Raw genomic sequence first — 22044 nt, 5'->3', positions numbered from 1 at the left:
TGGCGGCTGATACAGTTACCCGTGTTGCAGGCGCCGCTAGCTCAGATGGTTAGAGCAGCTGACTCTTAATCAGCGGGTCCGGGGTTCGAGTCCCTGGCGGCGCACCGCATCGAAACCCTAGTTCAGTACGCTGAGCTGGGGTTTTTCGATTTTCGAGTGGCTCTGGCGGCGTCGAGGTGCTCCCGTGGTTGCTCGCCGGATGCTCTTCGGCACGGTTTCCGGCACATGGCCGGGCGGTCGACGTATCGATCTTCCTGGCTCATCGGGCTTGATGGGGGCGCCGGTCGGCCAGGGTGCCGACCGGCGCGAAGCTTACGAGCGAGACCGCTTAGTCGTGGTGGTCCCAGCGGTTGCCGGCGCCGGGGGCACGTGGCCGCAGGCGCTCCCGCCCCCCGCAGGACCGAGCGACAGTGACGTTCTCGAACGAGCTCTCCGTGGATGCGTAAAGCCCGACACCGCCGCTGCGCACAACGGTGTCGCGATCCTTCAGGATCTCAACGCCGTTCAACGTCACGGTGATGCGGTCGCCGTGAATCGCCGCACCCAGTCGCACGGGACCTGTCAACGGGTTGCTGATGGATGCCGTGGCCACGGTGACGGGACCCGACGCGTGCGCCTCGCGGATGATGCTCGCGTACTGGGTTCCGTTGCTCGTCTTGCCGACGTGGATCCGATACCCGTACGCGTCCGTGGTGTCTCGCAGCGAGATTCCCGCGTTACCGACGGAGCCGTCGATCGTGACCGTGGTCTCCACGGCATAGTCGCACGCCTCGGAGAAGCGCGCCGGCAGTGTCGAGTCGGCCAGTACGTGCGCCCGGCCACCGGAAGGCGGCGTGAGGCGCAACTTGCCCGAGGCGACGGACACGGACCCTGTTATTCCTCGCCAATTGGCCTGATCGAGCCCTTCCCTGATCACGATGTTGTCGAAGGTCGCGGCCCGCCGATGCGTGAAGGCGGCGGCACCACCCGTCGGCAACTGTCCGTCGTCCGCGGAGATCGACGTGTCGCCGACTTTGGCGCTCAGATGCTTCCCGATCGCGGATACGACCAGCTTGTGCGGGACGTTGGCGCCGCTCGGCAGCTCGGTCTCCGCGAGAATCTCGGTCTTGGAGTCGTATATCTTCACGAGCTTCAGCGTCGCTCCCGACGTGGAGTTGAGCACTTCGGCCCGGTAGTAGTTGTGGGAATCGTGGTAGCGGAACGCGAGACCGGTACGGGATGTCGTCTGCCCGCGTGGTCCGGGAACGATGTCCGCGGCCATGACCACGTCATCGGGTACGTCCCGCAGCGCCGCGAACGACATCATGTCCGCAGTCGAGGTCTGTGCCAGCTGCGTGTCCGGCTGTGCGCCGGTCAGCGCCCAGGTCCCCTGGACCGGCGTCCAGCCGCCGAAGGATCCGTTGAAGTCATGAACGGTGCGGTCCAGCCCGGCATCGTCGAACTCGTCGTTGAGCACGGGTGCCGGGGCGAAGTGTTCCTCGAGTGACACGGTGATGAGGTTGCCCGTGCGGGTGAACGCGATCGGGGTGTCGTTCACCTTCACCGCGTTCGCGTTCGGCGCGTTGATGGAGAGCGTGCCGGTGAACGGGTCCCCCAGCGAGATCCGGGCGGTCGCGCCGCGCAGTTCCACACTGACATCGGACACCGGTGCGGATGCGCTGATAACGGTGTTGCCTTGGTCGATCAGCGACGACCCTCTGGTCAGCGCGTACCTGGTAAGCCCGCCGCCCGAAGCACGCTCGAGGTACGCGGTCTCGGCGTTGGTCGTGGCGGCCCCGAACGCCCTCGACGAGGGAGTCGCCTCGCGCGACAGGTAGAAGCGTCCGGTCGCGTCCGGCAGGGCGATCTCCATCGCCGTCGCCACGGAGTGACTCACCCCGGGCATGGGGATGCGCTTCGCCGTCACCGAGGGCGCCGCGCCGGCCTGGCCGGGAACCACGACCGTGTCCAGTCCCGTCGGCCCGGTGGAGGACCAGTCGTACGACAGGTAGTCGACGTCGGTGAGTACCCGCTCACCGACGCGTACGGCGCCATTCTTGTGGACCCTGGGGGTCACCGCGGCGCCGGCCGTGGCCACCGGGATGAGCCGCACGCCGGCGACGGGTGCGGCTCCGGGCACGGTGTCGAACCCGACCGTGGCGACCTTCGTCGTCGGATTGACGGTCACCGGATCACCGGGGAAGTGCCAGAGCTGCCGGTATTCGTGCGCGGCGGTGTCACCGGTGAGGTCGTCGGAGACCACCCAGAAGCCGGGCTTGATGAAGTAGACCGCGCGGTCGTGCGCGACCGGCCGGTAGCCCATCGCCGCACCGCGGTAGATGTCGAGGCCCGCGTTCGAGCGCCACAGTGACGTCGTGCGGGGAACGCCTTTGGCCTGCGGCTCTCCGTCGACCTCGATGGTGTTGTGCGCCTCGGTCTCACGGCGCATCCAGTTGTTCGTGTCGGTCGCGCTGTAGTCCCCCACTCCGGAGTCGACGATCAGCGGACGCCCGTACGCCGCCATCACCAGGCTGAGGTCGTCCGGATGCCGATGCGAGGCGGTGTAACTGGAATTCTGGTTGTTGATCAGCATGTACCGGGCATCGGCGTCCCACCCGGAACGCTGAACCGCGAAGCTGATCGGAAACACCGTGGACGACAGCGTCGGGGCGGTCCCCTCCGTTCGGCCGGAGGCGACCCAGGTGAAATCGGGCCAGGAGTTGCGTACACCGCTCCTGCGAATGGCCGACGTACCCGCGTAGTTGTTCGGCGTGTCGCCGATCGCCGCGGGTTCGAGATTTGGCTGACGGGTCGCGAACAGCGAATCCGCGATCCAGTCCGCCCCCTGGACGAGCGAATCAGGAACGGTTCGCCCGTTGGCATTCGCGACTGCTATGACGGAGTTGATGACATCCGCGACGTATGCCTGATAGTTGAACGCCGGCTCGCGGTACACACCGTCGCCCTTCACATGCGCGCGCAGGAACCGCTCGGCCGAGCGCACCGCGAACCACTCCCAGCCAGGCGATGACGAGAACTCGGGCAGATACACGGCTGCCGCGTGGACGGAGCGGGCCATCGACACATACCAGTTGTTTCCGACATGTATCTGCATCACGCCGGCGAGGAAGCCCGTCGTGGCGTGCGCGCCGGACAGGTACTTCACGAGATCGCTCGCGTCGATGCCAGGATCGGTCCGGAACACGGAGAACGCGCTGACCAGCTGGGCGAGCCGCTTGGCCGCCGACAGGTTGCGGCCCTGCGGCCAGCTCTGATTGTCGGCGAAGAAGTCCAGCGAGATGTCCATCCAGGCCGCCGCGTACGCCGCACGCTTTGCCGGATCGCTTTCGGACACGTAGGCGTAGGTCAGTTTGGGGATGAACGTGAAGTCGCTCATCAAGGTCTGCGCGCCGCCCGGGGTGGTCTGCGTCCCACCCCAAAGGTCCTGCCAGTCGATGTCGATCCGCTGCTCGGCGCTGTTGTAGAAGGTGCGGGTCTCGGCGCCGAACCGGAAGATCCCCGCCGCGAGCTCGTCGGGGCCCGAGTCGCCACCGCCCAGGCCCTCGGCCGGAGCCGGGTAGTGGACGTCGGCGCGGCCCGCGTAATACACCTTGAGCTCGCTCGCGGCGCCCGCTTCATCACCGGCGGCCAACTTGGCCGCCACCGCGCTGAGCCCCGGGCGCGTCAGGTCGAGCAGCCTGCCGAGATCCGACATGTCGGCGAAGGCGGCACTGCCCGGCGAAAGAAACGCCGCCACCAGAGCCAGCACGACCGCCGCACGGACCCGACGACGCGTGTACCAACGTAACGTGCTCCGTCTCACCACTGTCTTCTCCCTAACCCTGTGAGAGTGTCAGCTGAGTCCACGTCAACCACCCGCCTGCTCCTCGTACTCGGCCTTGATCTTGTTGCCCACCCGGTCCATGAACTTCTTGATGGCCGGCTGCCACGCCGAGACGGGCTTGTTCCCCAGCTGGATCTCCAGCAGCACCGAGTCCAGTTCCTGCTGCTCGCTGGCAGCCTTGCTGGCGGCGGTCTCCGAGTACAGCCCGAGGGTCGGGTCCGCGACGGCCAGCGGGACGCCGGCGGCCTGGTGGTCGTGCTGGTCCTGTACGGCCTGGCGGTTGCCCGGCTCGTAGATGACGGGCGATGCTTCGGCGAGGTACCGCACCGGCAGGAATATCTGGCTGCGCCCGCCCTCGGTGAGGGTCGGGTCGGAGCCGTTGCGGGTGAACGTCTGGCCCTCGACGCCGTACCGGAGGGCCAGGTACTCGCTGCTGCCGAAGGGTGCGCACAACCAGTCGAGGACCTTGAGGATCTGTTTGATCCGGTCGGCGTTGTCGGTCTTGGCCACAGCGGTGAAGCTGGACAGGGTCGGGCCGGGCGTGCGTACCCGCGTCCCTGTGCCGTCTCGGGTGGGCGAGAGCATGCCGGTCAGGCGGAAGCCGGGCACGTCTTTCGCCTGGCCGTAGAACTTGCCCCACCCGGCGTACCCGCCGATGGTGAACGAGGTCGTGCCGGCCAGCATCCACGCGTTGCGCTTCGTGTTGGGCGCGCCCGCGTGGTCGGGATGCACCACCCCCGACTTCACCAGCTCGACGGTGTCCTCGAGGGCCTGCATGAACTGCGGTGTCGTCCCGGAGTGGGTGAAGACGCCACCTTCGGCCTGCCAGACGCCGGTGCCGCCGGGCCAGTTGCCGGTGATCCCGTTCATCTCAAGGATCGTGTTGAACGGGATCTGTCCGAACGCCCACCGACCGGCCCGCTCGTCGGTCAGCGCGCCCGCCATCTCCTTGAACTCGGCCAACGAACGGGGCTGGAGGCTGAGTCCTGCCTTGGCCAGCAGGTCGGCCCGGGTGTACAGCACGGTGCCGATCCGTGCCCGCGGCACGGGAATGCCCCAGATCCGCTGGTCGTAGACGGTGCTGCGCCAGGCATCGGTGGGCAGGGCGGCGAGGTTCGGGTAGGCGAGGACCGCGTCCCCGGACAGGTACTCGGTGAGGTCGGTGAATGTCGCCTTCAGCATGGCCGGCATCTGCTGGACAACGCCCTGGACGGCCACCATGTCGGGCAGATCGCCACCGGCGATGGTCGTGGCGACCTTGCTCTTGTAGTCGGTCGAGGCGACGTACGTGATCTTCAGTTCGGTGCCGAGTTTGCTGTTGAGGTTCTGCCAGTAGGGGTTCGAGCCGAGCGCGGGGGCGATCGGGTCGTAGGTGTACGTCAGTGCCGTGACGGCTTCGCCCCGCACCGGTTGTGATGCGGCGCTGGAGGCGGCCGGGTAGGTGAAGTATCCCGGCGAAACCCCGGCCGGCGCGGCGGCCAGGTCGGGCGTGACCGCGGTGACGGGCTTGTAGGTGGGCAGCTTGACCGACCCGGTCGAGCTGTTCGGCGAACTCGGGCTGCCGTCGCCGCAGGCCCCGAGCAGCGGGGCCAGCCCTGTTGCCGCGCCGAGTGCCAGGACGTGGCGGCGGCTGAAGGTGGGTGCCATGACGTCTCCTTGCCACACTGCGCGGACGACCGGTCAGCCCTTGACGGCGCCGACCATGAGTCCCTTGGCGAAGTGCTTTTGGATGAAGGGGTAGATGAACAGGATGGGCAGGACGGAGATGACGAGAATCGCCATCTGGACGGAGATCTGTGGTGGCAGGTTCTCCAGGTTCGAGCTGAGCTGGTCGGACCCGATCGGGGTGTTGTTGACGACGTAGGTGCGCAGCACCAGTTGCAGCGGCCACTTCTCCGACGACTGGAGGTACAACATCGCGGAGAAGAAGGCGTTCCAGTACGCCACCGCGTAGAACAGCCCGATCACGGAGACGACCGCCTTCGACAGTGGCAGGACGATCCGCAGCAGGACGCGCATCTCCCCGGCACCGTCTATATAGGCGCTTTCCCGCAGCTCGCCGGGGATTCCCTGGAAGAACGCGCGCATGACGATGACGTTGAACGCGTTCACCAGCACCGGCAGGATCAGTGCCAGGTAGCTGTCCAGCAGGCCGAGCTGTTTGACCGTCAGGTACATCGGGATGATGCCCGGGTTGAACAGCAGGGTGAACACCGTCATCAGCAGGATCGGCTTCTGCAGCAACGCACCTGGCCGCGACAGCGCGTACGCCAGAGCGATCGTGCTGACGAGGCTGAGTGCCGTGCCGACCGCGGTGATGCCGGCGCTCACCAGCAGCGCACGGGTGACGATTCCGCCGGACAGGACGGCCCGGTAGGAGTCCAGCGTCGGTTCGTTCGTCCACAGCACGAAGCCGCCCGCCCTGTTGAGCTCCTCCGGGGAGGCGATGCTGGTCATGAGCACCGCCCAGAACGGCACCAGAACCGCCAGGCAGCCCAGGCCGAGCACGAGTCCCCGCGCACCGACCCCCAGCTTGCTCGGCTCGCCCATCCAGGCCGGCCGCCCGCTGCGGCTCGGGCGTGGCCTTGTACGGGCGGCGGGGCGCGCCCCGGACACCGCGGTCGGCGCAGGTCGGCTCGTCATTTGGCGTACACCCCCTGCTCGCCCAGGGCGTGGGCCAACCGGTTGGCGCCGAGCACGAGCGCGACACCGACAATGCCTTTGATCAGTCCCACCGCGGCCGCGGTGCCCCAGTCGCCGCCGACGATCCCGTGGTTGTAGACGTAGGTGTCGAGTACTTCGCTGGCGCCGGCACCGACCTGTGCCTGCTGCAGGATGATCTGCTCGAACCCGACGGACAGCGAGTCACCGAGCCGCAGAATCAGCAGCAGGACGATCACCGGGCGGATGTAGGGCAGGGTCACGTGCCACAGGCGGCGAGCCGCCGAGGCGCCGTCCACCACCGCGGCCTCCATCTGCGCCGGATCCACTCTGGACAGTGCGGCGAGGAAGATGATCGTCGACCAGCCGGTGTCCTTCCAGATCACCTGTGATGTGATCATGAGTTTGAACAACTCGGGTACGCCGACGATGGAGAACGTGGACAGGTCGGCCGAGCGCAGCCAGGCGTTGAGCATCCCGCCGTTGCCGAACATCTGCTGGAACAGGGCGACCACGATGACCCAGGACAGGAAGTGCGGCATGTAGAGGATCGACTGGGTGAGGCGTTTGAGCCGTTCACTGATGGTCGCGTTCAGGATCAACGCGAGGCAGATCGGCAGCGGGAACACGAAGACCACCTGGATCAGCGTGATGATCAGTGTGTTGACGAGTGCGTTGAGGAACACCGGGTCGCCGGTGAGCACCGGCTCGAAGTTGTCCAGCCCGACGTACGGGCTGTGCCAGATTCCGAGGAACGGCTGGAAGTCCTGGAACGCGATGACGTTCCCGCCGAGCGGCAGATAGTGGAACAGCAGCAGCACCGTGACCCCGGGAAGCGCCAGCAGCAGCAGGACCCGGTCGCGCCGCCAGCGGTCGCGCAGGCTACGCATCGCCGGTCTCCACCGGTGCGGGCCGGCCGACGGGCCGGCCCGCGACGCAGGCTTGCACCGCCGCCCGCAGCCGGTCGTCGGCATTGGCCGCGACCCTCCTGCTCCGGGCGACCGCGGGCGCCGGGTCGGTCGCGATGTCGGTGACCGCCGCGACGACCGTCGCCGCGGCACGATGGTCGAGCTCGATCACCAGGTCCGGGGCGCCGAGGTCGGCGAACATCTGGGACTTCGTGGTCTCGGTCGGCTGCCGCAGGTAAATCGTCGGGATCGCATGTCGCGCGGCCATGATCGGCGAATGACACTCCATGCTGACCACCAGCGACGAGACGGCGTAGACGCCGGTCGCCTCCTCCAGCGGCCAGTACCGGTCCAGGATCTGGACCTGACCGAGCGTCTGCGGGCTGAGCAGGCTGGGAAGCTGCTCGTGGGCGAGCTCGACGGCATAGCTCATCTCGGGCACCACGACGGCCGGCAGGCCGCTGACGCGTACCCAGGTCTCGATCGCCGCCGCCAGCACCGCCAGGTCGTGCGTCACGGTGGCCCGGTTGATCGCGTCGCGCCGCATCTGCTCGCGGGTCGGTTCCGTGCCGTAGATCTTCGCGTAGGGGGCGTAGCGCAGCCGCGGGACGAAGCAGGCGAACCGGCCAGGCTGCAGGCCGAACTCCTCCAGCAGGCGAGCGGCGGCGACGGCGTCAGTGTGGTCGAACGCGAACGTGCCATCCGGCCCGAAGGCGAGGTCGGGCCCGGTTATCTTCTGGCCGCGCAGGGTGGCCAGGGTCAGCGTTTCGCGGCAGTACACGAAGTCGGCGCTGTCGAAACGGTCCTTGACGTCGTCCTTGAGATAGGACGGTGGGAGCAGATCGACCATCTGTGTCAGCTCCGGCAGCGTCGCCATGGTCGGTGGGCACAGCGGATCCACGGTGACCCCGAAGTACCCGTACGGGCGGCCCACATGCTCGCGCCACCAATCGATCTCGGTGCTCTGGAAGGCGTCGGCGCCCGATCCGTGCATGAGGACGTCCGCGCCGTCGATGGCGGCGGCCAACTCCGGGGTGCTCGGCCCGTCCCCGTCGAGAGTGCCATCGACGACGCGCAGGTCGGGAAACGTGTGCCGCAGCATGGATCGTTCGCGCTCCTCCAGCCGCACCGGCCAGAGGATGACCTCGACCTCGGGGGCGAACCGCTGAAACGCCCGCACCACGCCAGGGGAGTGAGCCACGTCGCCGATGTTCACCGTCGCCCAGGAGGACCGCAGGAGGACGGTGCGACGTGTCGATGTCATAGATACTCCTTGTTGACGTAACGTTAATTCAACATAGGGATGATGAGACGTTACGTCAATAACCGAGTAGGCTTTCACCATGGCAACGCAACGTGACGTCGCACGGGCGGCTGGGGTGTCACTCGCCGTGGTGTCGGCGGTGGTCAACGGCACGAGCCACACCCGGATGAAGGAATCCACCCGCACCCGGGTGCTCCAGGCGATGCAGCAGTTGGGCTACCAGCCGAACCAGACGGCGCGCTCGCTGCGGCTCAACCAGACCGACATGATCGCGATGATCCTCAACAAGATCGACAACCCGGTCTACGGACCGCTGCGGCATGGGGTCTACGAGGCGGCGGCGGAGCACGGCGCGACGGTCCTGCTGGGCGATGCCGAGACGATGCGCTCCGGCAGCCAGTTCCTGACCCGGCTGCTCAGCCAGGGCACGGTCGATGGCATTCTGATCCGCGGCGAAGGGCTGCTGGACGACGACGTGATGGCCGAACTCAGCTCCCACCCCAAGCCGATCCTCATCCTGGAACACGCACTGGACCATCCCTGGATCGACATAGACGATCGCCGCGCAAGCGAGATCGCTACCCGATTCCTGGTCAACCTCCACCACCGCCACATCGTCTTCGTCGGGGGCTCGGGATACATCTCCCAGCAGCGCTACCTGGGCTACCAGCAGGCGATGGACGCCGCCGGGCTGACCCCGGCCCCGCACCTGGCCACCGGGTTCGGTGAGCAGGCCGGCGCCGACGGGGTCCGGCAGGCCATGCAGGCGGCAACCGCGCCGACCGCCATCGTCGTCAACAACATCATGAGCGCGGTCGGGGTCCTGGCCGCCGCAAGCGACCTCGGCATCGCCATCCCCGACCAGCTGTCGGTGGTCGGCATCCACGACGTCGACCTGATGCAACACCTGCGCCCGGCCGTCACCGCAGTCCGGATGCCCATGTACCAACTCGGCCGGGCCGGCGTCGAGGCGCTTTACGACCTGATCGCGGGGCGGCCAAGCGCAGGCGGTGTCATCACCGACCCCGAGCCCAAACTGGTGATCCGTGACTCAGCGACTGCTCTGACCCGGATCCGCGATTAGCGTTCGCATGATCGCCCGCGGCTCATATCGATGGTCGTCAGCCCATGTGATGGGGCCCGGGTGGCTATGATCGGTGGCGCTGTAACCGCGGGCATGCCGGGCAGTGCCGGCCCGCGTCGGCGAGCGTGGCGTCCGGGACAGAGCCGGCGACCGCCGTCACTCCGGCAACCCCAGCCCGGTGAGAAGCCGCCGTGTCATGCGCTCGAATGATCGCCGGGGATCGTCGGGTGGGTCGAGGGTCGAGTCCGCCATGGCAGCCGCGATCAGAGGGTGGCGCCCGTCGGCGGCGAGCTGGGCTCGATAGGCCGCCTGGGCGGCTTGGCGGGCCGTGGGCGTTCGCCGTTCCTGAATCTCGATGTGCGCGAACAGCGTCACCAGGCCGTTCAACAGGCTGATGGCCTCGAGCTTCTGGCGTCCCGTCATCGGTACGTGCTGGAGGGCACGCAGCGCGTGCTCCAGGTAGTCGGCGGCGTGCGGGCCCAGCCGGGTTCGTTCGACGGGGACGTCCAGAAGCCAGGGATATCGCAGGTAAAGGTCTTTGGTGCGGACGGCCAGTGAGAGGAGGTCTTCGACCGGATCGCCGGTGAGCGGGACGCTGAGGTCGACCTCGCCGGTCACGGCGTCGTGCATCAGGTCGATGAGGTCGTCACGCGTGGCGACATACCGATAGAGGGAGGCGGGGCCGGTGCCGAGCACCTTGGCGATCTGCCTGGTGGACACAGCCGCCAGCCCGCCCGCATTGGCCAGGTCGATGGCGACCACGGCGATCTGCGCCCGGCTGCGTTCGGGTGCGGGACCGCGCGCGCCCCGTTCGGGTCTCATCCATATGCTCGCCGGTTCTTCGGACACCCGCCCTCCTTCTGCCTGGGTATACCGACTATCGTAGAATACCGCGAACATCGATCGCAGTATTGAGGGGCAGTCGTGAACACATCCCAGGCGTGGACTCCGGTCCGCTGGGCCGCACACGCCGACGTCCGCTTGGCCTTCGACCGGCTGACCGGCAACGATCAGGGAGAACCTCTGCTGCTGATCGCCGGCCTCGGCGTCTCCCGGCTGTGGTGGCCCCAGGGACTGAGCGAGGCCTTCGGCGCACGCGGCTTCGCCGTGGCCCGCTACGACCAGCGGGACGCGGGGCAGTCCACCCGCCTGCCGGCCACCGCGGCACGCAGCCCCATCGCGGCGCTGCTCGGCAGGCGCGGTGCGGCCTACACCGCAGAGGAGATGACCGACGACGCGATCGCCGTGCTGGACGCGCTGGGCTGGGAGTCCGCGCACCTGTTCGGCGTCTCGCTCGGCGGCGCCATCGCCCAGCGCATCGCCATACGGCACCCCAGTCGTGTCCGCACGCTGACGACGATGTCGGCCGTCCCCGGCGACGCAGCGGGCCTGGAGACCATCCGGTACGTCCGGCTGAGCACGCTCGTCAAGCTTTCGCGCCTGAAATTTCCCGACACGGTCGAAGGCGACATCGAATCCGGTGTCGCCGTCGCCCGGCTCATCTCCTCGCCCGGTTACCCGTTCGACGAGCGTTCCTCTCGCGAGACGATCACGCGCATCGCCGACGCGGGCGTCCGGGACGCGCGAAGCCAGAGTCGTCAGATCGGCGCCCAATGGCACGGCCCGCCGATCAGTACGATCAAGGCGCCCACGCTGGTGCTGCACGGGGCGGGCGACCCCTTGATCCACCCCCGCGCGGCCCGCCGGATCGCGGTTCGCGTCCCAGGTGCGCGCCTGCGGATCCTCCCAGGCGTCGGTCACGAACTGCCCGAGCCCGTGTGGGACGCGATTGTCGACGAGGTTCTCGGCCTCCAACTCCTCGACCGGCCCACCGCGCTGGGTGAGTCTTTGCCGGTGTCGCACGGCCGCTTGGGGGCAGCGGGGGAACAGGACACCGGAGGAGAGGAATAGTGACATGACTGATGTTTCCGGCCAGGGATCTGGGCCTGGCGACCGGCGTGAGGTGCTGACCAACCGGCAGGGGCACCCGGTCTACGACAATCAGAACCAGCGGACCGTGGGCGCACGAGGTCCGGCGACGCTGGAGAACTACCAGTTCCTGGAGAAGATCAGTCACTTCGACCGTGAGCGCATCCCCGAGCGCGTCGTGCATGCCAGGGGGACGACGGCCTACGGCTTTTTCGAGGCGTACGGCACGATCGGCGACGAGCCGATCAGCCGGTTCACCCGGGCCAAGCTGTTCCAGGAGGCGGGCAAGCGGACCGATGTGGCGGTGCGGTTCTCCACCGTGATCGGCGGGCGGGACTCGGCGGAGACCGCCCGGGACCCGCGGGGGTTCGCGGTCAAGTTCTACACCGAGGACGGCAACTGGGACCTGGTCGGCAACAACCTGGCGGTCTTCTTCATCAGGGACGCGATCAAGTTCCCTGATGTGATCCACGCGCTCAAGCCGGACCCGGTCACGTTCAGGCAGGAGCCGAACCGGATCTTCGACTTCATGTCGCAGACGCCGGAGTGCATGCACATGCTCGTCAATCTGTTCAGCCCGCGTGGGGTCCCCGCCGACTACCGGCACATGCAGGGATTCGGCGTCAACACCTACAAGTGGGTCAACCAGCAGGGCGACACGGTTTTGGTCAAGTATCACTGGATGCCCAAGCAGGGCGTGCGGAGCATGACCGAGGCCGACGCGGCGGTGATCCAGGGGCAGGAGCTGGGGCACGCCACCAAGGATCTGCGCGACGCCATCGAGCGGGGCGAGTATCCCGAGTGGGAGCTGCTCGTGCAGATGATGAGCGACGAGGAGCATCCCGAGCTGGACTTCGACCCGCTCGACGACACCAAGGTGTGGCCGGAGAACGAGTTCCCGGCCAGGCCGGTGGGGCGGATGGTGCTCGACAAGGCGGTGGGCAACAACTTCGCCGAGAACGAGCAGATCTCCTTCGGCACCGGCGTCCTGGTCGACGGCCTGGACTTCTCCGAGGACAAGATGCTGGTCGGCCGGACCTTCTCCTACAGCGACACGCAGCGCTACCGGGTCGGCCCGAACTACCTGCAGCTGCCCGTCAACCAGGCGAAGAACGCGGAGATCAGGACCAACCAGCGCGACGGTCTGATGACGTACTTCGTGGACTCGGCCGGGGAGTCGCCGCACATCAACTACGAGCCGTCGCTGCTCGGCGGGCTGCGCGAGGCGGAGTATCCGACCGTGGACGAGGAGGGGCCGGTCATCTCCGGGCGGCTCACCCGTAAGCGCATTCCCCGGACCAACGACTACGCGCAGGCCGGCCAGCGCTATCTGCTGATGGAGCAGTGGGAGCGGGACGACCTGGTGAACAACTTCGTCGCCCTGTTCAAGCAGTGCGAGCGCCGGGTCGCCGAGCGCATGGTGTGGCACCTGCTGCTCGTGGAGGACGAGCTGGGGTTGCGCGTCGGCGAGGGACTCGGCATCACGCCCGACGACGTCAGCGGCCTGGAGCCGCTCGCCGGCCAGGACCTGACCGACGAGGACCGCGACCGGCTGGCCAAGCTGGGCGCGAACGGGCAGCGGGATGTGCACGGGCTGAAGATGACCCACTGCGTGCCGAACGAGCGGGCCGCGCACGCCGAGCGAGCCTGATCCGCGCCCCAGCCGGTGCGGCAGGGCGTGCGTCCTGCTGGTCGCGTCTCACTCCAGGCGGCGGAGCAGGGCCTGTTTGGCCGTGCTGAACTCCTCGTCGGTGAGCACGCCGGAGCGGTGCAGCTCGCCCAGCTCCGCCAGGTGGCGCAGGACGGTCTCCGTCTCGCCGGGCGTGCTCGGCGGCGGGGGCAGCTCGGCGAGGCCACGGGGGATGCGGGCGAGCACGGCCGCGGCGACGAGCGCGGTCGTGCCGCCGAACTTCTGTATGCCCCAGGAGACGCAGCGGGGGTCCTTCTGCGGCGGCTTGTCGGGGCCCTCGCCCTTGAGCCGGAAGCGCAGCGAGCCGTAACCCATGCCGGTCAGCGGCTTCCACTCCACGCCCGCCAGGTCCGCCAGCGCGAACTCCTGCGGGCCCGCCTCGTCCTTGGCGCTGCCGGCGAAGGGGGTCCATTCCAGGCGCACCCGCTCGCCGTCGAAGTGGACGGTGCCGTCGCCCGCGCTGGCCGTGATCGGCACGGCGGGGCCGGGCAGCAGGAACTCCTCGCTCGGCGCGCTCGGCGTCTGCCACACGGTCAGCACGTCGCGTATCTCGTCGGCGAAGTATTCGGCGGCGCCGGTGCGCCCCTTGGGGATCGCCAGCCGGTAGGGATCGGCGGGGGCGGCGAGCGAGCCGGCGACCGCGTCGGTCAGCGGATCGGCCCCCTTGCGCAGCCGTAACCGCAGGTGCCCGCCCTTGCGGGACGGCTCGAACGTGACGCCGGCGATCGCCTCGATCGAGATCACCAGCTCGCCGAGTGTCTTGCGCAGCTCGTGCACGTCCCGGCCGCTGCCCGGCACGACCCGCAGGGTCTCGCCGTTGAACGTCCACACCCCGTCGGACACCGCCATTTCGGCCATGACCACCAGCCTAGGACAGCACGGCAGAGATCGATAACCTCCTTTGGTCGGTAATCGACCACCGGCCTGGGACGGCACGGCAGAGGTCGGTCAGGTGGGCGGGCGCAGCCTGGCCAGGCGGTTGCGTACGCCGTCGAAGTGGGCGTAGACGGCCGCCATCGCCTGCGCCTTGTCGCCCGCGAGCACCGCCGTGTAGATGTCGCGGTGGCGCCGGACCACGTCGTCCGGTGTCTCGTCAGGCGCGCCGAGGTGATCGCGGAGCTGGTGGTAGACGTCCCAGAACGCGCCCAGGAGCTGGCTGACCACCGCGTTGTCCAGCGGCCGGTAGAGCAGGTCGTGAAAGAGCCGGTCGGTCTCCGGTGAGACGGCGTCCACCACCGCCTCGGCCTCCATGCGGGCGATCACGTCGGCGACGGGCGTCAGGTCGACGTCGGGGCCCAGGTCGATGAGGCGCTGGACCAGGCCGATCTCCAGGATCTCGCGGATCTCGATGAGGTTGGCCAGCGCGTTGCGGCCGTCCTGGAGGGTGATGCGGCTGTGGAAGGCGAGCTCGTCCACGAGGCCGGCCAGGGACATGCGGCCCACGAACATGCCGAAGCCGTGCCGGATGTCGACGATGCCGACGGCCTGCAGCGCCTTGAGCGCCTCCCGGATGGAGTTGCGGCTGACGCCCAGCTCCTCCATCAGCTCGGACTCGGTGGGGAGTGGGGCGCCGGCCACCAGCCCGCGCTGGAGGATGAGCTCCTTGACCCCCTCCTGGGCCTCGACGGCCCGGCTCGGACGGTGCCGGGGGCGCGGGACAGCGGTCATGAAGGATCCCTTTCCATTAGGCCTTTGCGTAACATTCCGGAAACCTCCTGTTGACCACAACCCTGCCGGGCATCTAGCGTCCACCGTACGCACAACATGGGACATGGGATGTCCCACGTTCTATGATAGCCGCCCCGAGCGGCCCATCGCAGGTAGCAATACTGCACCAACCCCCCGGGAGGCATCCGTGAGCTCTGAGTTCAGCCGCCGCGACTTCCTGCGTTACAGCGGTGCGACAGGCGCGGCCGCGATCATCGCGTCCACGCTCGCCGCCTGCAGCGGAGGTCCGGCCTCGACCGGCTCCGTCGGCGCCGGATCGAACAAGGACCTGATCACCGCCGTCATCGGCTACGGCAACGACCAGAGCTGGGACCCGACGCAGACGGCCTCGGCCTTCGCCATGGCCGGCATCAACCACATCTACGAGGGCCTGCTCGACACCGACCCGATCACCCGGGAGCCCTACGCCGCGCTCGCGACGGCCCTGCCCACGGACGCGAACGCCACCGCCTGGACGTTCACCCTCCGCGAGGGCGCCAAGTGGCACGACGGCAAGCCGGTCACCGCCGACGACGTGGTCTTCACCTTCGAGCGGATCCTCGACCCCGAGGCCAACGTGCTGGTGGGCAACTTCTTCCGGTCCTGGCTGCGGGAGGTCAAGAAGGTCGACGACCGCACGGTCGAACTCACCTTCAAGTACGCCTTCCCGGACGCGGCGCCGAGGCTGACCATCGCCAAGATCATGCCCAAGCACGTCTTCGGCCAGCAGGGCGCGTGGGACCAGGCCAAGGGCGGCAAGGCCGTCGGCTCGGGACCGTACAAGCTGGTCCAGCACAACCCCAAGTCCAACACCGCCTTCGAGGCGTTCGCGGACTACAACGGGCCGCGCCCGGCCACGGTCCAGAAGATGAACTGGCTGACGATCGTGGACGCGGCGGCGCGGGTCGCCAAGATCTCCGGCGGCTCGGCCGAGGCGCAGATCGCCGACAACATCCCGTACGCCAACGTGGACCAGCTCAAGCAGCAGGGGCTCACGGTCGAGGGCGGCGCGGGCATGAACCACATGTTCCTGATGTTCAACACCGCGACCAAGCCGTTCGACGACGTCCGGGTGCGGCAGGCGCTGCACTACGCGATCGACAAGCAGAAGATGATCGACGTGGCGCTCAAGGGCCACGGCACCGCCTCCAGTTCCTTCCTCAACGAGGGGCACCCGGACCACAAGCGGGCCTCGGTCGTCTACGACTACGACCCGGACAAGGCCAAGGCGCTGCTCAAGGAGGCCGGGGCCGACAACCTGACGGTCAACCTGATGGCGGTGAACGTGAGCTGGCTCGCCGACTGCCTGCCGACCATCGCCGCCTCCTGGGAGGCCATCGGCGTCAAGACCACGCTGGAGCCGCAGGACACCGCCGCGCTGTTCACCAAGATGGACCAGTTCCAGGACTATCAGGTGGTCGCGGCGGCCTCGAACCCCAACCAGTTCGGCATGGACGCCGACCTGATCCTTCGCTACAACTTCGTCGAGGGCGGCCTGTGGATGAAGTACGCCCACTTCGACGGCAGCAAGGATGCCAAGGCCCTGTTCAAGCTGATGGACGAGGCCACCCAGGAGCCGGACAAGGCAGCCAAGACCACCAAGGTCCAGAAATATCTGGACGTGATCGCTGAGCAGGCCGTCCTCTACCCGGTCGTGCACACCGAGCTGATGACCGCCTGGGACCCGAAGAAGATCTCCGGGGTGCGGGCCCAGGCCTACCCGGGCATCAACGTGCTCCAAGCCAAGCGCACCTGAGTCGCCATGGTCCTCATCGCCAGAATGCTGCTGCGGCGGGTCCTCATCCTGGTCCCGCTCGTGCTCGGCGTCATCGCGTTCGTCTTCGTCGTGATGCGCTTCTCCAACAGCAAGCCGGAGTACGCCTACTTCCAGGGCGCCAACCCGACCGCCGAGCAGATCCACCGGTTCCAGGTCGAGAACGGCCTGCTGGACCCGCTGCCGCTGCGCTACCTGCGCTTCGTCGGCGACCTCCTGCAGGGCGACATGGGCACCAGCGTGCTGACCAAGAAGCCGGTGATCGAGTCGATCATGACGGCGCTGCCGCTGACGCTCCAGCTCACCTTCCTCGGCCTGGCCGTGGCCGTCGTGCTGTCGCTGGTGTTCGGCGTCGCCGGCGCGCTGTTCCGGGACCGCTGGCCGGACCAGGTGATCCGCATGGTGTCGCTGATCGGGGTGGCGGCGCCGTCGTTCTGGCTGGCGCTGCTGATGATCCAGTGGCTGGCGGTGGGTGAGGGCCTGTTCCCGACGGGCGGCTACATCAACCCGGCGGACTCCTTCCCCGGCTGGCTGCGCTCCATGACGCTGCCCGCCCTGTCGCTGTCGCTGCCGATCGCCGCCCAGCTCATCCGGATCATCCGCACCTCGATGGTGGAGGAGCTGGACCGCGACTACGTGCGCACCGCGATCGGCAGCGGCCTGCCGCCGATCGTGGTGGTCGGCCGCAACGTGCTGCGCAACGCGCTGATCAACCCGCTGACCGTGCTCGGCCTGCGGATCGGCTACCTGATCGGCGGCACCGTGGTCATCGAGACCATCTACGGCCTGCCCGGCATGGGCCAGCTCATGATCAACGCGGTGCGCGACGGCGATCCCGCCGTCGTGCAGGGCGTGGTGCTGACGATCGCGGTCGGCTTCATGGTCGTCAACCTCGCGGTCGACGTCCTCTACCTGCTGGTCAACCCCCGGCTCAGGAGTGCCGCATGAGACGAGGACTGACAGAGCGCCTGGCCCGGCCGGGCATGACGTTCAGGAGGCTGCCGCCGCTGTCGTGGCTGGCGGTCGGCATCGTGCTGGTCGTCGTGCTGGCGGCGCTGTTCGCGCCGCTCCTCGCGCCGCACTCGCCGTACTTCCAGAACTCGCTCGGCGGCGGCCCGTCCGCCGAGCACTGGATGGGGCTCGACAGCGCCAACCGCGACATCTTCTCCAGGCTGCTGTACGGCGCCCGCTGGTCGCTGATCATCGGCCTCGGCGCGACCGGTCTGGCCCTGGTGACCGGGGCGATCATCGGCGCGGTCGCGGCCACCTCCCGCAAGGCCGTCGACGAGACGATCATGCGGCTGCTCGACGTGATCATGGCTTTCCCCGGGATCGCGCTGGCCGCGGTGCTGGTGGCCGTGTTCGGCGGCAGCATCACGGTGCTGGTCATGGCCATGGCCTTCCTCTACATGCCGTCGGTGGCCCGGGTGGTGCGGGCGAACGTGCTGGCCCAGTACGGCGAGGACTACGTGGCGGCCGAGCGCGTCATCGGCGCCCGCACCCCGCACATCCTCGTCAAGCACGTCGCGATCAACTGCGCGGCCCCGGTGCTGGTCTTCTGCACGGTGATGGTGGCCGACGCGATCGTGTTCGAGGCGTCGCTGTCGTTCATCGGCGCGGGCGTGCGCCCTCCGGACCCGTCCTGGGGCAGCGTCATCGCCGACGGCAAGAACCTGGTGCTGCTCGGCGGCTGGTGGGGCACGGTCTTCCCCGGCCTGCTCATCCTGGTCACGGTGCTCGCGCTGAACATCCTGTCCGAGGGCATCTCCGACGCGTGGGCCGCCCCGGCCGCCCGGCGCCCGGTCCCCAAGGCCGACGACGCCTTCGAGCGGGCCGAGCCGGGCACCGGCGAGATCACCGAGCTGCCGGGCCTGGCCGAGGCCGCCCGCAGGCTGGCCGAGCGGGCCCGCCCGCTGCCGCAGGGGCCGCCGATCCTGTCGGTGGCGAACCTGCGGATCGGGTTCGACGCCGGGGTGGACATCGTCGACGGCATCAGCTTCGACGTCCGGCCGGGCGAGGTGCTCGGGCTGGTCGGCGAGTCCGGCTGCGGCAAGTCGCTGACCGCGCTGACGGTCATGGGCCTGCAACCGGGCAACGCCCGCGTCACCGGCGAGATCACCTTCGCCGGTGAGCAGCTGCTCACCATGCCCCGCAAGGCGCGCAGGAAGCTGCTCGGCCATGACATGGCGATGATCTACCAGGACGCGCTCTCCTCCCTGAACCCGGCCATGACCATCAAGGCCCAGCTCAAGCAGGTCACCCGCCGGGGCGGCCGGCGCACTCCGGCCGAGCTGCTGGACCTGGTCGGCCTGGACGCGCGCCGCACGCTCACCTCCTACCCGCACGAGCTGTCCGGCGGGCAGCGGCAGCGGGTGCTGATCGCGATGGCGCTGTCCCGCGAGCCCAAGCTGATCGTCGCCGACGAGCCCACCACCGCCCTCGACGTGACCGTCCAGGCGCAGGTCATCGAGCTGCTGCTCAGGCTGCGCGAGGAGCTGGGCTTCGCGCTCATCCTCGTCTCGCACGACCTCGCGCTGGTCGCCGACGTCACCGACCGCGTGGTGGTCATGTACGGCGGGCAGATCGTGGAGACCGGGACCACCGCGGCCCTGGTCGGCGCGCCGGCCCACCACTACGCCCGGGGGCTGCTGGGCTCGGTGCTGTCGCTGGAGTCGGGGGCCGAGCGGCTCACCCAGATCCGCGGGGTGGTGCCGTCACCGGCGGACTTCCCGGCGGGCTGCCGGTTCGCCGACCGGTGCCCGATGGCCACGGCGGTGTGCCGTACCGACACCCCGGCGCTGGACGGCGACGCCCGCCTGCACGCGGTGGCCTGCCACCATCCGGCGGTGCTCCTCGACCAGACCCAGGAGACGCGGGGGAGTGAGCAGCATGCTTGAGCTGACGGACGTGCACGTGGTGCACAAGGCGCGCTCGGGCGGGATCTTCTCCCGCGACCGCGTGCACGCGCTGACCGGCGCCAGCATGACCATCGGCGCCGGTGAGACGGTCGGCGTCGTGGGGGAGTCCGGTTGCGGCAAGTCCACGCTGGCCAAGGTGCTCGTCGGGCTGCAGCCGCCCACGTCCGGGACGGTGTCCTTCCGGGGCCGGGACCTGTGGGCGCTGAAGGAGAGCGAGCGGCGGGCGGCGATCGGCTCCAGCGTCGGGATGATCTTCCAGGATCCGTCCACGGCGCTGAACCGGCGCCTGCCGATCAGCCAGGTCCTGCGCGACCCGCTCAACGTGCACCGGCGCGGCACCCCCGCCCAGCGGGACGCCCGGGTACGCGAGCTGCTCGACCTCGTCGGCTTGCCCGCCAGTGCCGCCGACGCGTTGCCCAGCCAGCTCTCCGGCGGCCAGCGTCAGCGGGTGGCCGTGGCCAGGGCGCTCGCGCTGGAGCCCGAGCTGCTCATCGCCGACGAGCCGACCAGCGCGCTGGACGTGTCGGTGCGGGCCCAGATCCTCAACCTGCTGCTCGATCTGAAGGAACGGCTCGGGCTGGCGCTGGTGTTCGTCTCGCACGACATCCAGACCGTCCGCAGGATGAGCGACCGGGTCATCACCATGTACCTCGGCAGGATCGTCGAGCAGACGCCCGCCGAGGTCCTGCCTCTGGGGGCGCGGCACCCGTACACCCGGGCGCTCTTCTCCGCCACCCCCGGCCTGCTCTCGCCGATCAACCCGATCCCGCTGGTCGGCACGGTCCCGTCGGCGACCAGGCCGCCCAGCGGCTGCCCGTTCCGCACCCGGTGCTGGCGGGCCGACGACGTGTGCGGCGCCTCCTGGCCCGAGGCCGGCACCGACGACGAGCACCTCTACCACTGCCACCACCCGGTGGCGGCGGGAGCCACAGACCTGCAACTGATCCAGGAGCGCGCATGACGACGGCTGTAACCCCCACGCTGAGCGGTGTGATCCCCCCGGTGTGCACCCCGTTGACCCACGAAGGGGAGGTGGACGCCGGCTCGCTGGCCCGACTGGTCGACCACCTGGTGGCGGGCGGGGTGGACGCGCTGTTCGTGCTCGGGTCCTCCTCGGAGGTGGCCTACCTGACCGACGCGCAGCGCAAGGTGGTGCTGGACACCGTGGTCGGCCATGTGGGCGGGCAGGTGCCGGTGCTGGCCGGGGTGATCGACATGACCGCGCCGCGGGTGCTCGCGCACGCGCGGGTCGCGGTCGCGGCCGGGGCGTCCGGCCTGGTGGCGACGGCGCCGTTCTACACGCGCACCCACCCGGCCGAGATCCGCACCCATTTCCGGGCCATCGCCGCCGGTGGCGGGGTGCCGCTGTACGCCTATGACCTGCCGGTCTCCGTACACACCAAGTTGTCCGCCGAGCTGCTGCTGGAGCTGGCGGCCGAGGGGGTGCTGGCCGGAGTGAAGGACTCCAGCGGCGACGACGGCGGGATGCGCCAGGTGATCCTGCGCCGCGAGGCGCCGTTCAGCGTGCTGACCGGGTCGGAGGTGACCGTGGACGCGGCGCTGTGGATGGGCGCCGACGGCGTGGTGCCCGGCCTGGGCAACGTGGACCCGCACGGGTACGTGAACCTCGTCAGGTCAGCGTCGCGGGGCGACTGGGAGGCCGCCAGGCGGGAGCAGGAGCGCCTGGTCAGGCTCTTCGAGATCGTGCACGTCGGCGGCTCCCGGATGGGCGGCAGCTCCGCCGGGCTCGGCGCGTTCAAGGCGGCGCTGCACCTGCGCGGCATCATCGACCACCCGGCCACGGCGATGCCGCAGACCCCGCTGAACGACGACGAGATCGGCCGGATCGGCAAACACCTGGCGGCGGCGGGCCTGCTGTAGGTGGTCCTGCTGTGGACCGGTCCTGATGTAGGCCGGTCCTGATGTAGGCCGGGTCTGTCGTGGGCCGGGTCTGTTGTGGGCGGGACAGCGGCCGGCCCGTTGTGGGCCGGTCGCCTTCGCGTGCCCCGTCAGTGCTGTCCGGCGAGGCCGGACACCTCCTGGGCGCCTTCCTGCATCAGCTTCGCGCCGAGCTTGGACAGCGCCCGCCCGACGGCCAGTTCGTCCCCGATGCCGGGCACGGGCGGGTCGTCCGGGTTGCGACGAGCGTGGGCCACGCTCTCGTGCCGCTTGCCCTCAGCGGTGAACAGCACCGCCGTGGCGGTGGTGACGGCGTCGTCGTCGTCCTCGCTGATCCAGATCTGCACGTTCCACTGTTTGTACTCCATAGTCCCCACCTCCCTCCTG

Annotated in this window: 17 protein-coding genes and 1 tRNA gene; 9 read left to right on the top strand and 9 right to left on the bottom strand. The window is 68.9% G+C overall.

Annotation, left to right across the window (positions count from 1 at the left end):
* The first annotated feature begins 30 nt into the window (after window positions 1-30).
* Window positions 31-104, top strand: a tRNA-Lys gene (locus OHA68_RS03310).
* A 224-nt stretch (window positions 105-328) separates the two neighbouring features.
* Here the strand turns inward: OHA68_RS03310 and OHA68_RS03305 are convergent.
* The 5 genes from OHA68_RS03305 to OHA68_RS03285 form a co-directional block, all read right to left on the bottom strand.
* On the bottom strand, window positions 329-3748 hold the full coding sequence (locus tag OHA68_RS03305; protein ID WP_327106303.1) for an alginate lyase family protein: 3420 nt from the start codon (window positions 3746-3748) through the stop codon (window positions 329-331).
* Window positions 3749-3847: 99 nt separating this feature from the next.
* Window positions 3848-5470, bottom strand: a complete 1623-nt coding sequence (locus OHA68_RS03300) for an extracellular solute-binding protein (protein WP_327106302.1) — start codon at window positions 5468-5470, stop codon at window positions 3848-3850.
* A 33-nt stretch (window positions 5471-5503) separates the two neighbouring features.
* Window positions 5504-6466 carry a carbohydrate ABC transporter permease gene (locus OHA68_RS03295; protein ID WP_327106301.1) on the bottom strand — a complete coding sequence of 321 codons (963 nt, stop codon included), beginning with the start codon at window positions 6464-6466 and terminating at the stop codon, window positions 5504-5506.
* Entirely contained in the window at window positions 6463-7374 is a 912-nt protein-coding gene (locus OHA68_RS03290; protein ID WP_327106300.1) for an ABC transporter permease, read from the bottom strand. The genes OHA68_RS03295 and OHA68_RS03290 overlap by 4 nt, the downstream gene beginning before the upstream one ends.
* Window positions 7367-8656 (bottom strand): polysaccharide pyruvyl transferase family protein, encoded by a 1290-nt coding sequence (locus tag OHA68_RS03285; protein WP_327106299.1) that lies wholly within the window; start codon window positions 8654-8656, stop codon window positions 7367-7369. The genes OHA68_RS03290 and OHA68_RS03285 overlap by 8 nt, the downstream gene beginning before the upstream one ends.
* Window positions 8657-8735: 79 nt before the next feature.
* Here OHA68_RS03285 and OHA68_RS03280 point away from each other — a divergent pair, with 79 nt between their 5' ends.
* On the top strand, window positions 8736-9740 hold the full coding sequence (locus OHA68_RS03280; protein ID WP_327106298.1) for a LacI family DNA-binding transcriptional regulator: 1005 nt from the start codon (window positions 8736-8738) through the stop codon (window positions 9738-9740).
* 156 nt (window positions 9741-9896) lie between these two features.
* Here OHA68_RS03280 and OHA68_RS03275 read toward each other — a convergent pair whose 3' ends face one another.
* On the bottom strand, window positions 9897-10562 hold the full coding sequence (locus OHA68_RS03275; protein ID WP_189136674.1) for a TetR/AcrR family transcriptional regulator: 666 nt from the start codon (window positions 10560-10562) through the stop codon (window positions 9897-9899).
* 102 nt (window positions 10563-10664) lie between these two features.
* Here OHA68_RS03275 and OHA68_RS03270 point away from each other — a divergent pair, with 102 nt between their 5' ends.
* Together OHA68_RS03270 and OHA68_RS03265 are read left to right on the top strand one after the other, a co-directional pair.
* Entirely contained in the window at window positions 10665-11651 is a 987-nt protein-coding gene (locus OHA68_RS03270; protein ID WP_327106297.1) for an alpha/beta fold hydrolase, read from the top strand.
* 4 nt (window positions 11652-11655) lie between these two features.
* Entirely contained in the window at window positions 11656-13320 is a 1665-nt protein-coding gene (locus OHA68_RS03265) for a catalase (protein ID WP_327106296.1), read from the top strand.
* Between the two features lie 48 nt (window positions 13321-13368).
* Here OHA68_RS03265 and OHA68_RS03260 read toward each other — a convergent pair whose 3' ends face one another.
* Complete coding sequence (locus tag OHA68_RS03260; protein ID WP_327106295.1) at window positions 13369-14217, bottom strand: DUF4429 domain-containing protein; 849 nt, start codon at window positions 14215-14217, stop codon at window positions 13369-13371.
* A gap of 90 nt (window positions 14218-14307) precedes the next feature.
* The gene (locus OHA68_RS03255) at window positions 14308-15027 is read right to left on the bottom strand and encodes a FadR/GntR family transcriptional regulator (RefSeq protein WP_327106294.1); all 720 of its coding nucleotides are present in this window, start codon (window positions 15025-15027) and stop codon (window positions 14308-14310) included.
* Window positions 15028-15214: 187 nt separating this feature from the next.
* Between OHA68_RS03255 and OHA68_RS03250 the strand changes: the two genes are divergently transcribed.
* The 5 genes from OHA68_RS03250 to OHA68_RS03230 are packed head-to-tail and all read left to right on the top strand — an operon-like array spanning window position 15215 to window position 21639.
* On the top strand, window positions 15215-16822 hold the full coding sequence (locus OHA68_RS03250) for an ABC transporter substrate-binding protein (RefSeq protein WP_327106293.1): 1608 nt from the start codon (window positions 15215-15217) through the stop codon (window positions 16820-16822).
* Between the two features lie 6 nt (window positions 16823-16828).
* The gene (locus tag OHA68_RS03245) at window positions 16829-17788 is read left to right on the top strand and encodes an ABC transporter permease (protein WP_189136679.1); all 960 of its coding nucleotides are present in this window, start codon (window positions 16829-16831) and stop codon (window positions 17786-17788) included.
* Complete coding sequence (locus OHA68_RS03240; protein WP_327106292.1) at window positions 17785-19737, top strand: dipeptide/oligopeptide/nickel ABC transporter permease/ATP-binding protein; 1953 nt, start codon at window positions 17785-17787, stop codon at window positions 19735-19737. Before OHA68_RS03245 ends, OHA68_RS03240 begins: the two co-directional genes overlap by 4 nt.
* Entirely contained in the window at window positions 19730-20719 is a 990-nt protein-coding gene (locus OHA68_RS03235; protein ID WP_327106291.1) for an ABC transporter ATP-binding protein, read from the top strand. Before OHA68_RS03240 ends, OHA68_RS03235 begins: the two co-directional genes overlap by 8 nt.
* On the top strand, window positions 20716-21639 hold the full coding sequence (locus tag OHA68_RS03230) for a dihydrodipicolinate synthase family protein (RefSeq protein ID WP_327106290.1): 924 nt from the start codon (window positions 20716-20718) through the stop codon (window positions 21637-21639). Before OHA68_RS03235 ends, OHA68_RS03230 begins: the two co-directional genes overlap by 4 nt.
* 128 nt (window positions 21640-21767) lie before the next feature.
* On the opposite strand, the gene OHA68_RS03225 is transcribed toward OHA68_RS03230, so the two are convergent.
* Complete coding sequence (locus OHA68_RS03225; protein WP_327106289.1) at window positions 21768-22025, bottom strand: DUF1876 domain-containing protein; 258 nt, start codon at window positions 22023-22025, stop codon at window positions 21768-21770.
* Window positions 22026-22044: the final 19 nt, after the last annotated feature.

The organism is Nonomuraea glycinis (genome assembly GCF_035920485.1).
Classification (GTDB): Bacteria; Actinomycetota; Actinomycetes; order Streptosporangiales; family Streptosporangiaceae; genus Nonomuraea; species Nonomuraea glycinis.
This window is presented reverse-complemented; position numbering and strand designations above follow the sequence as displayed.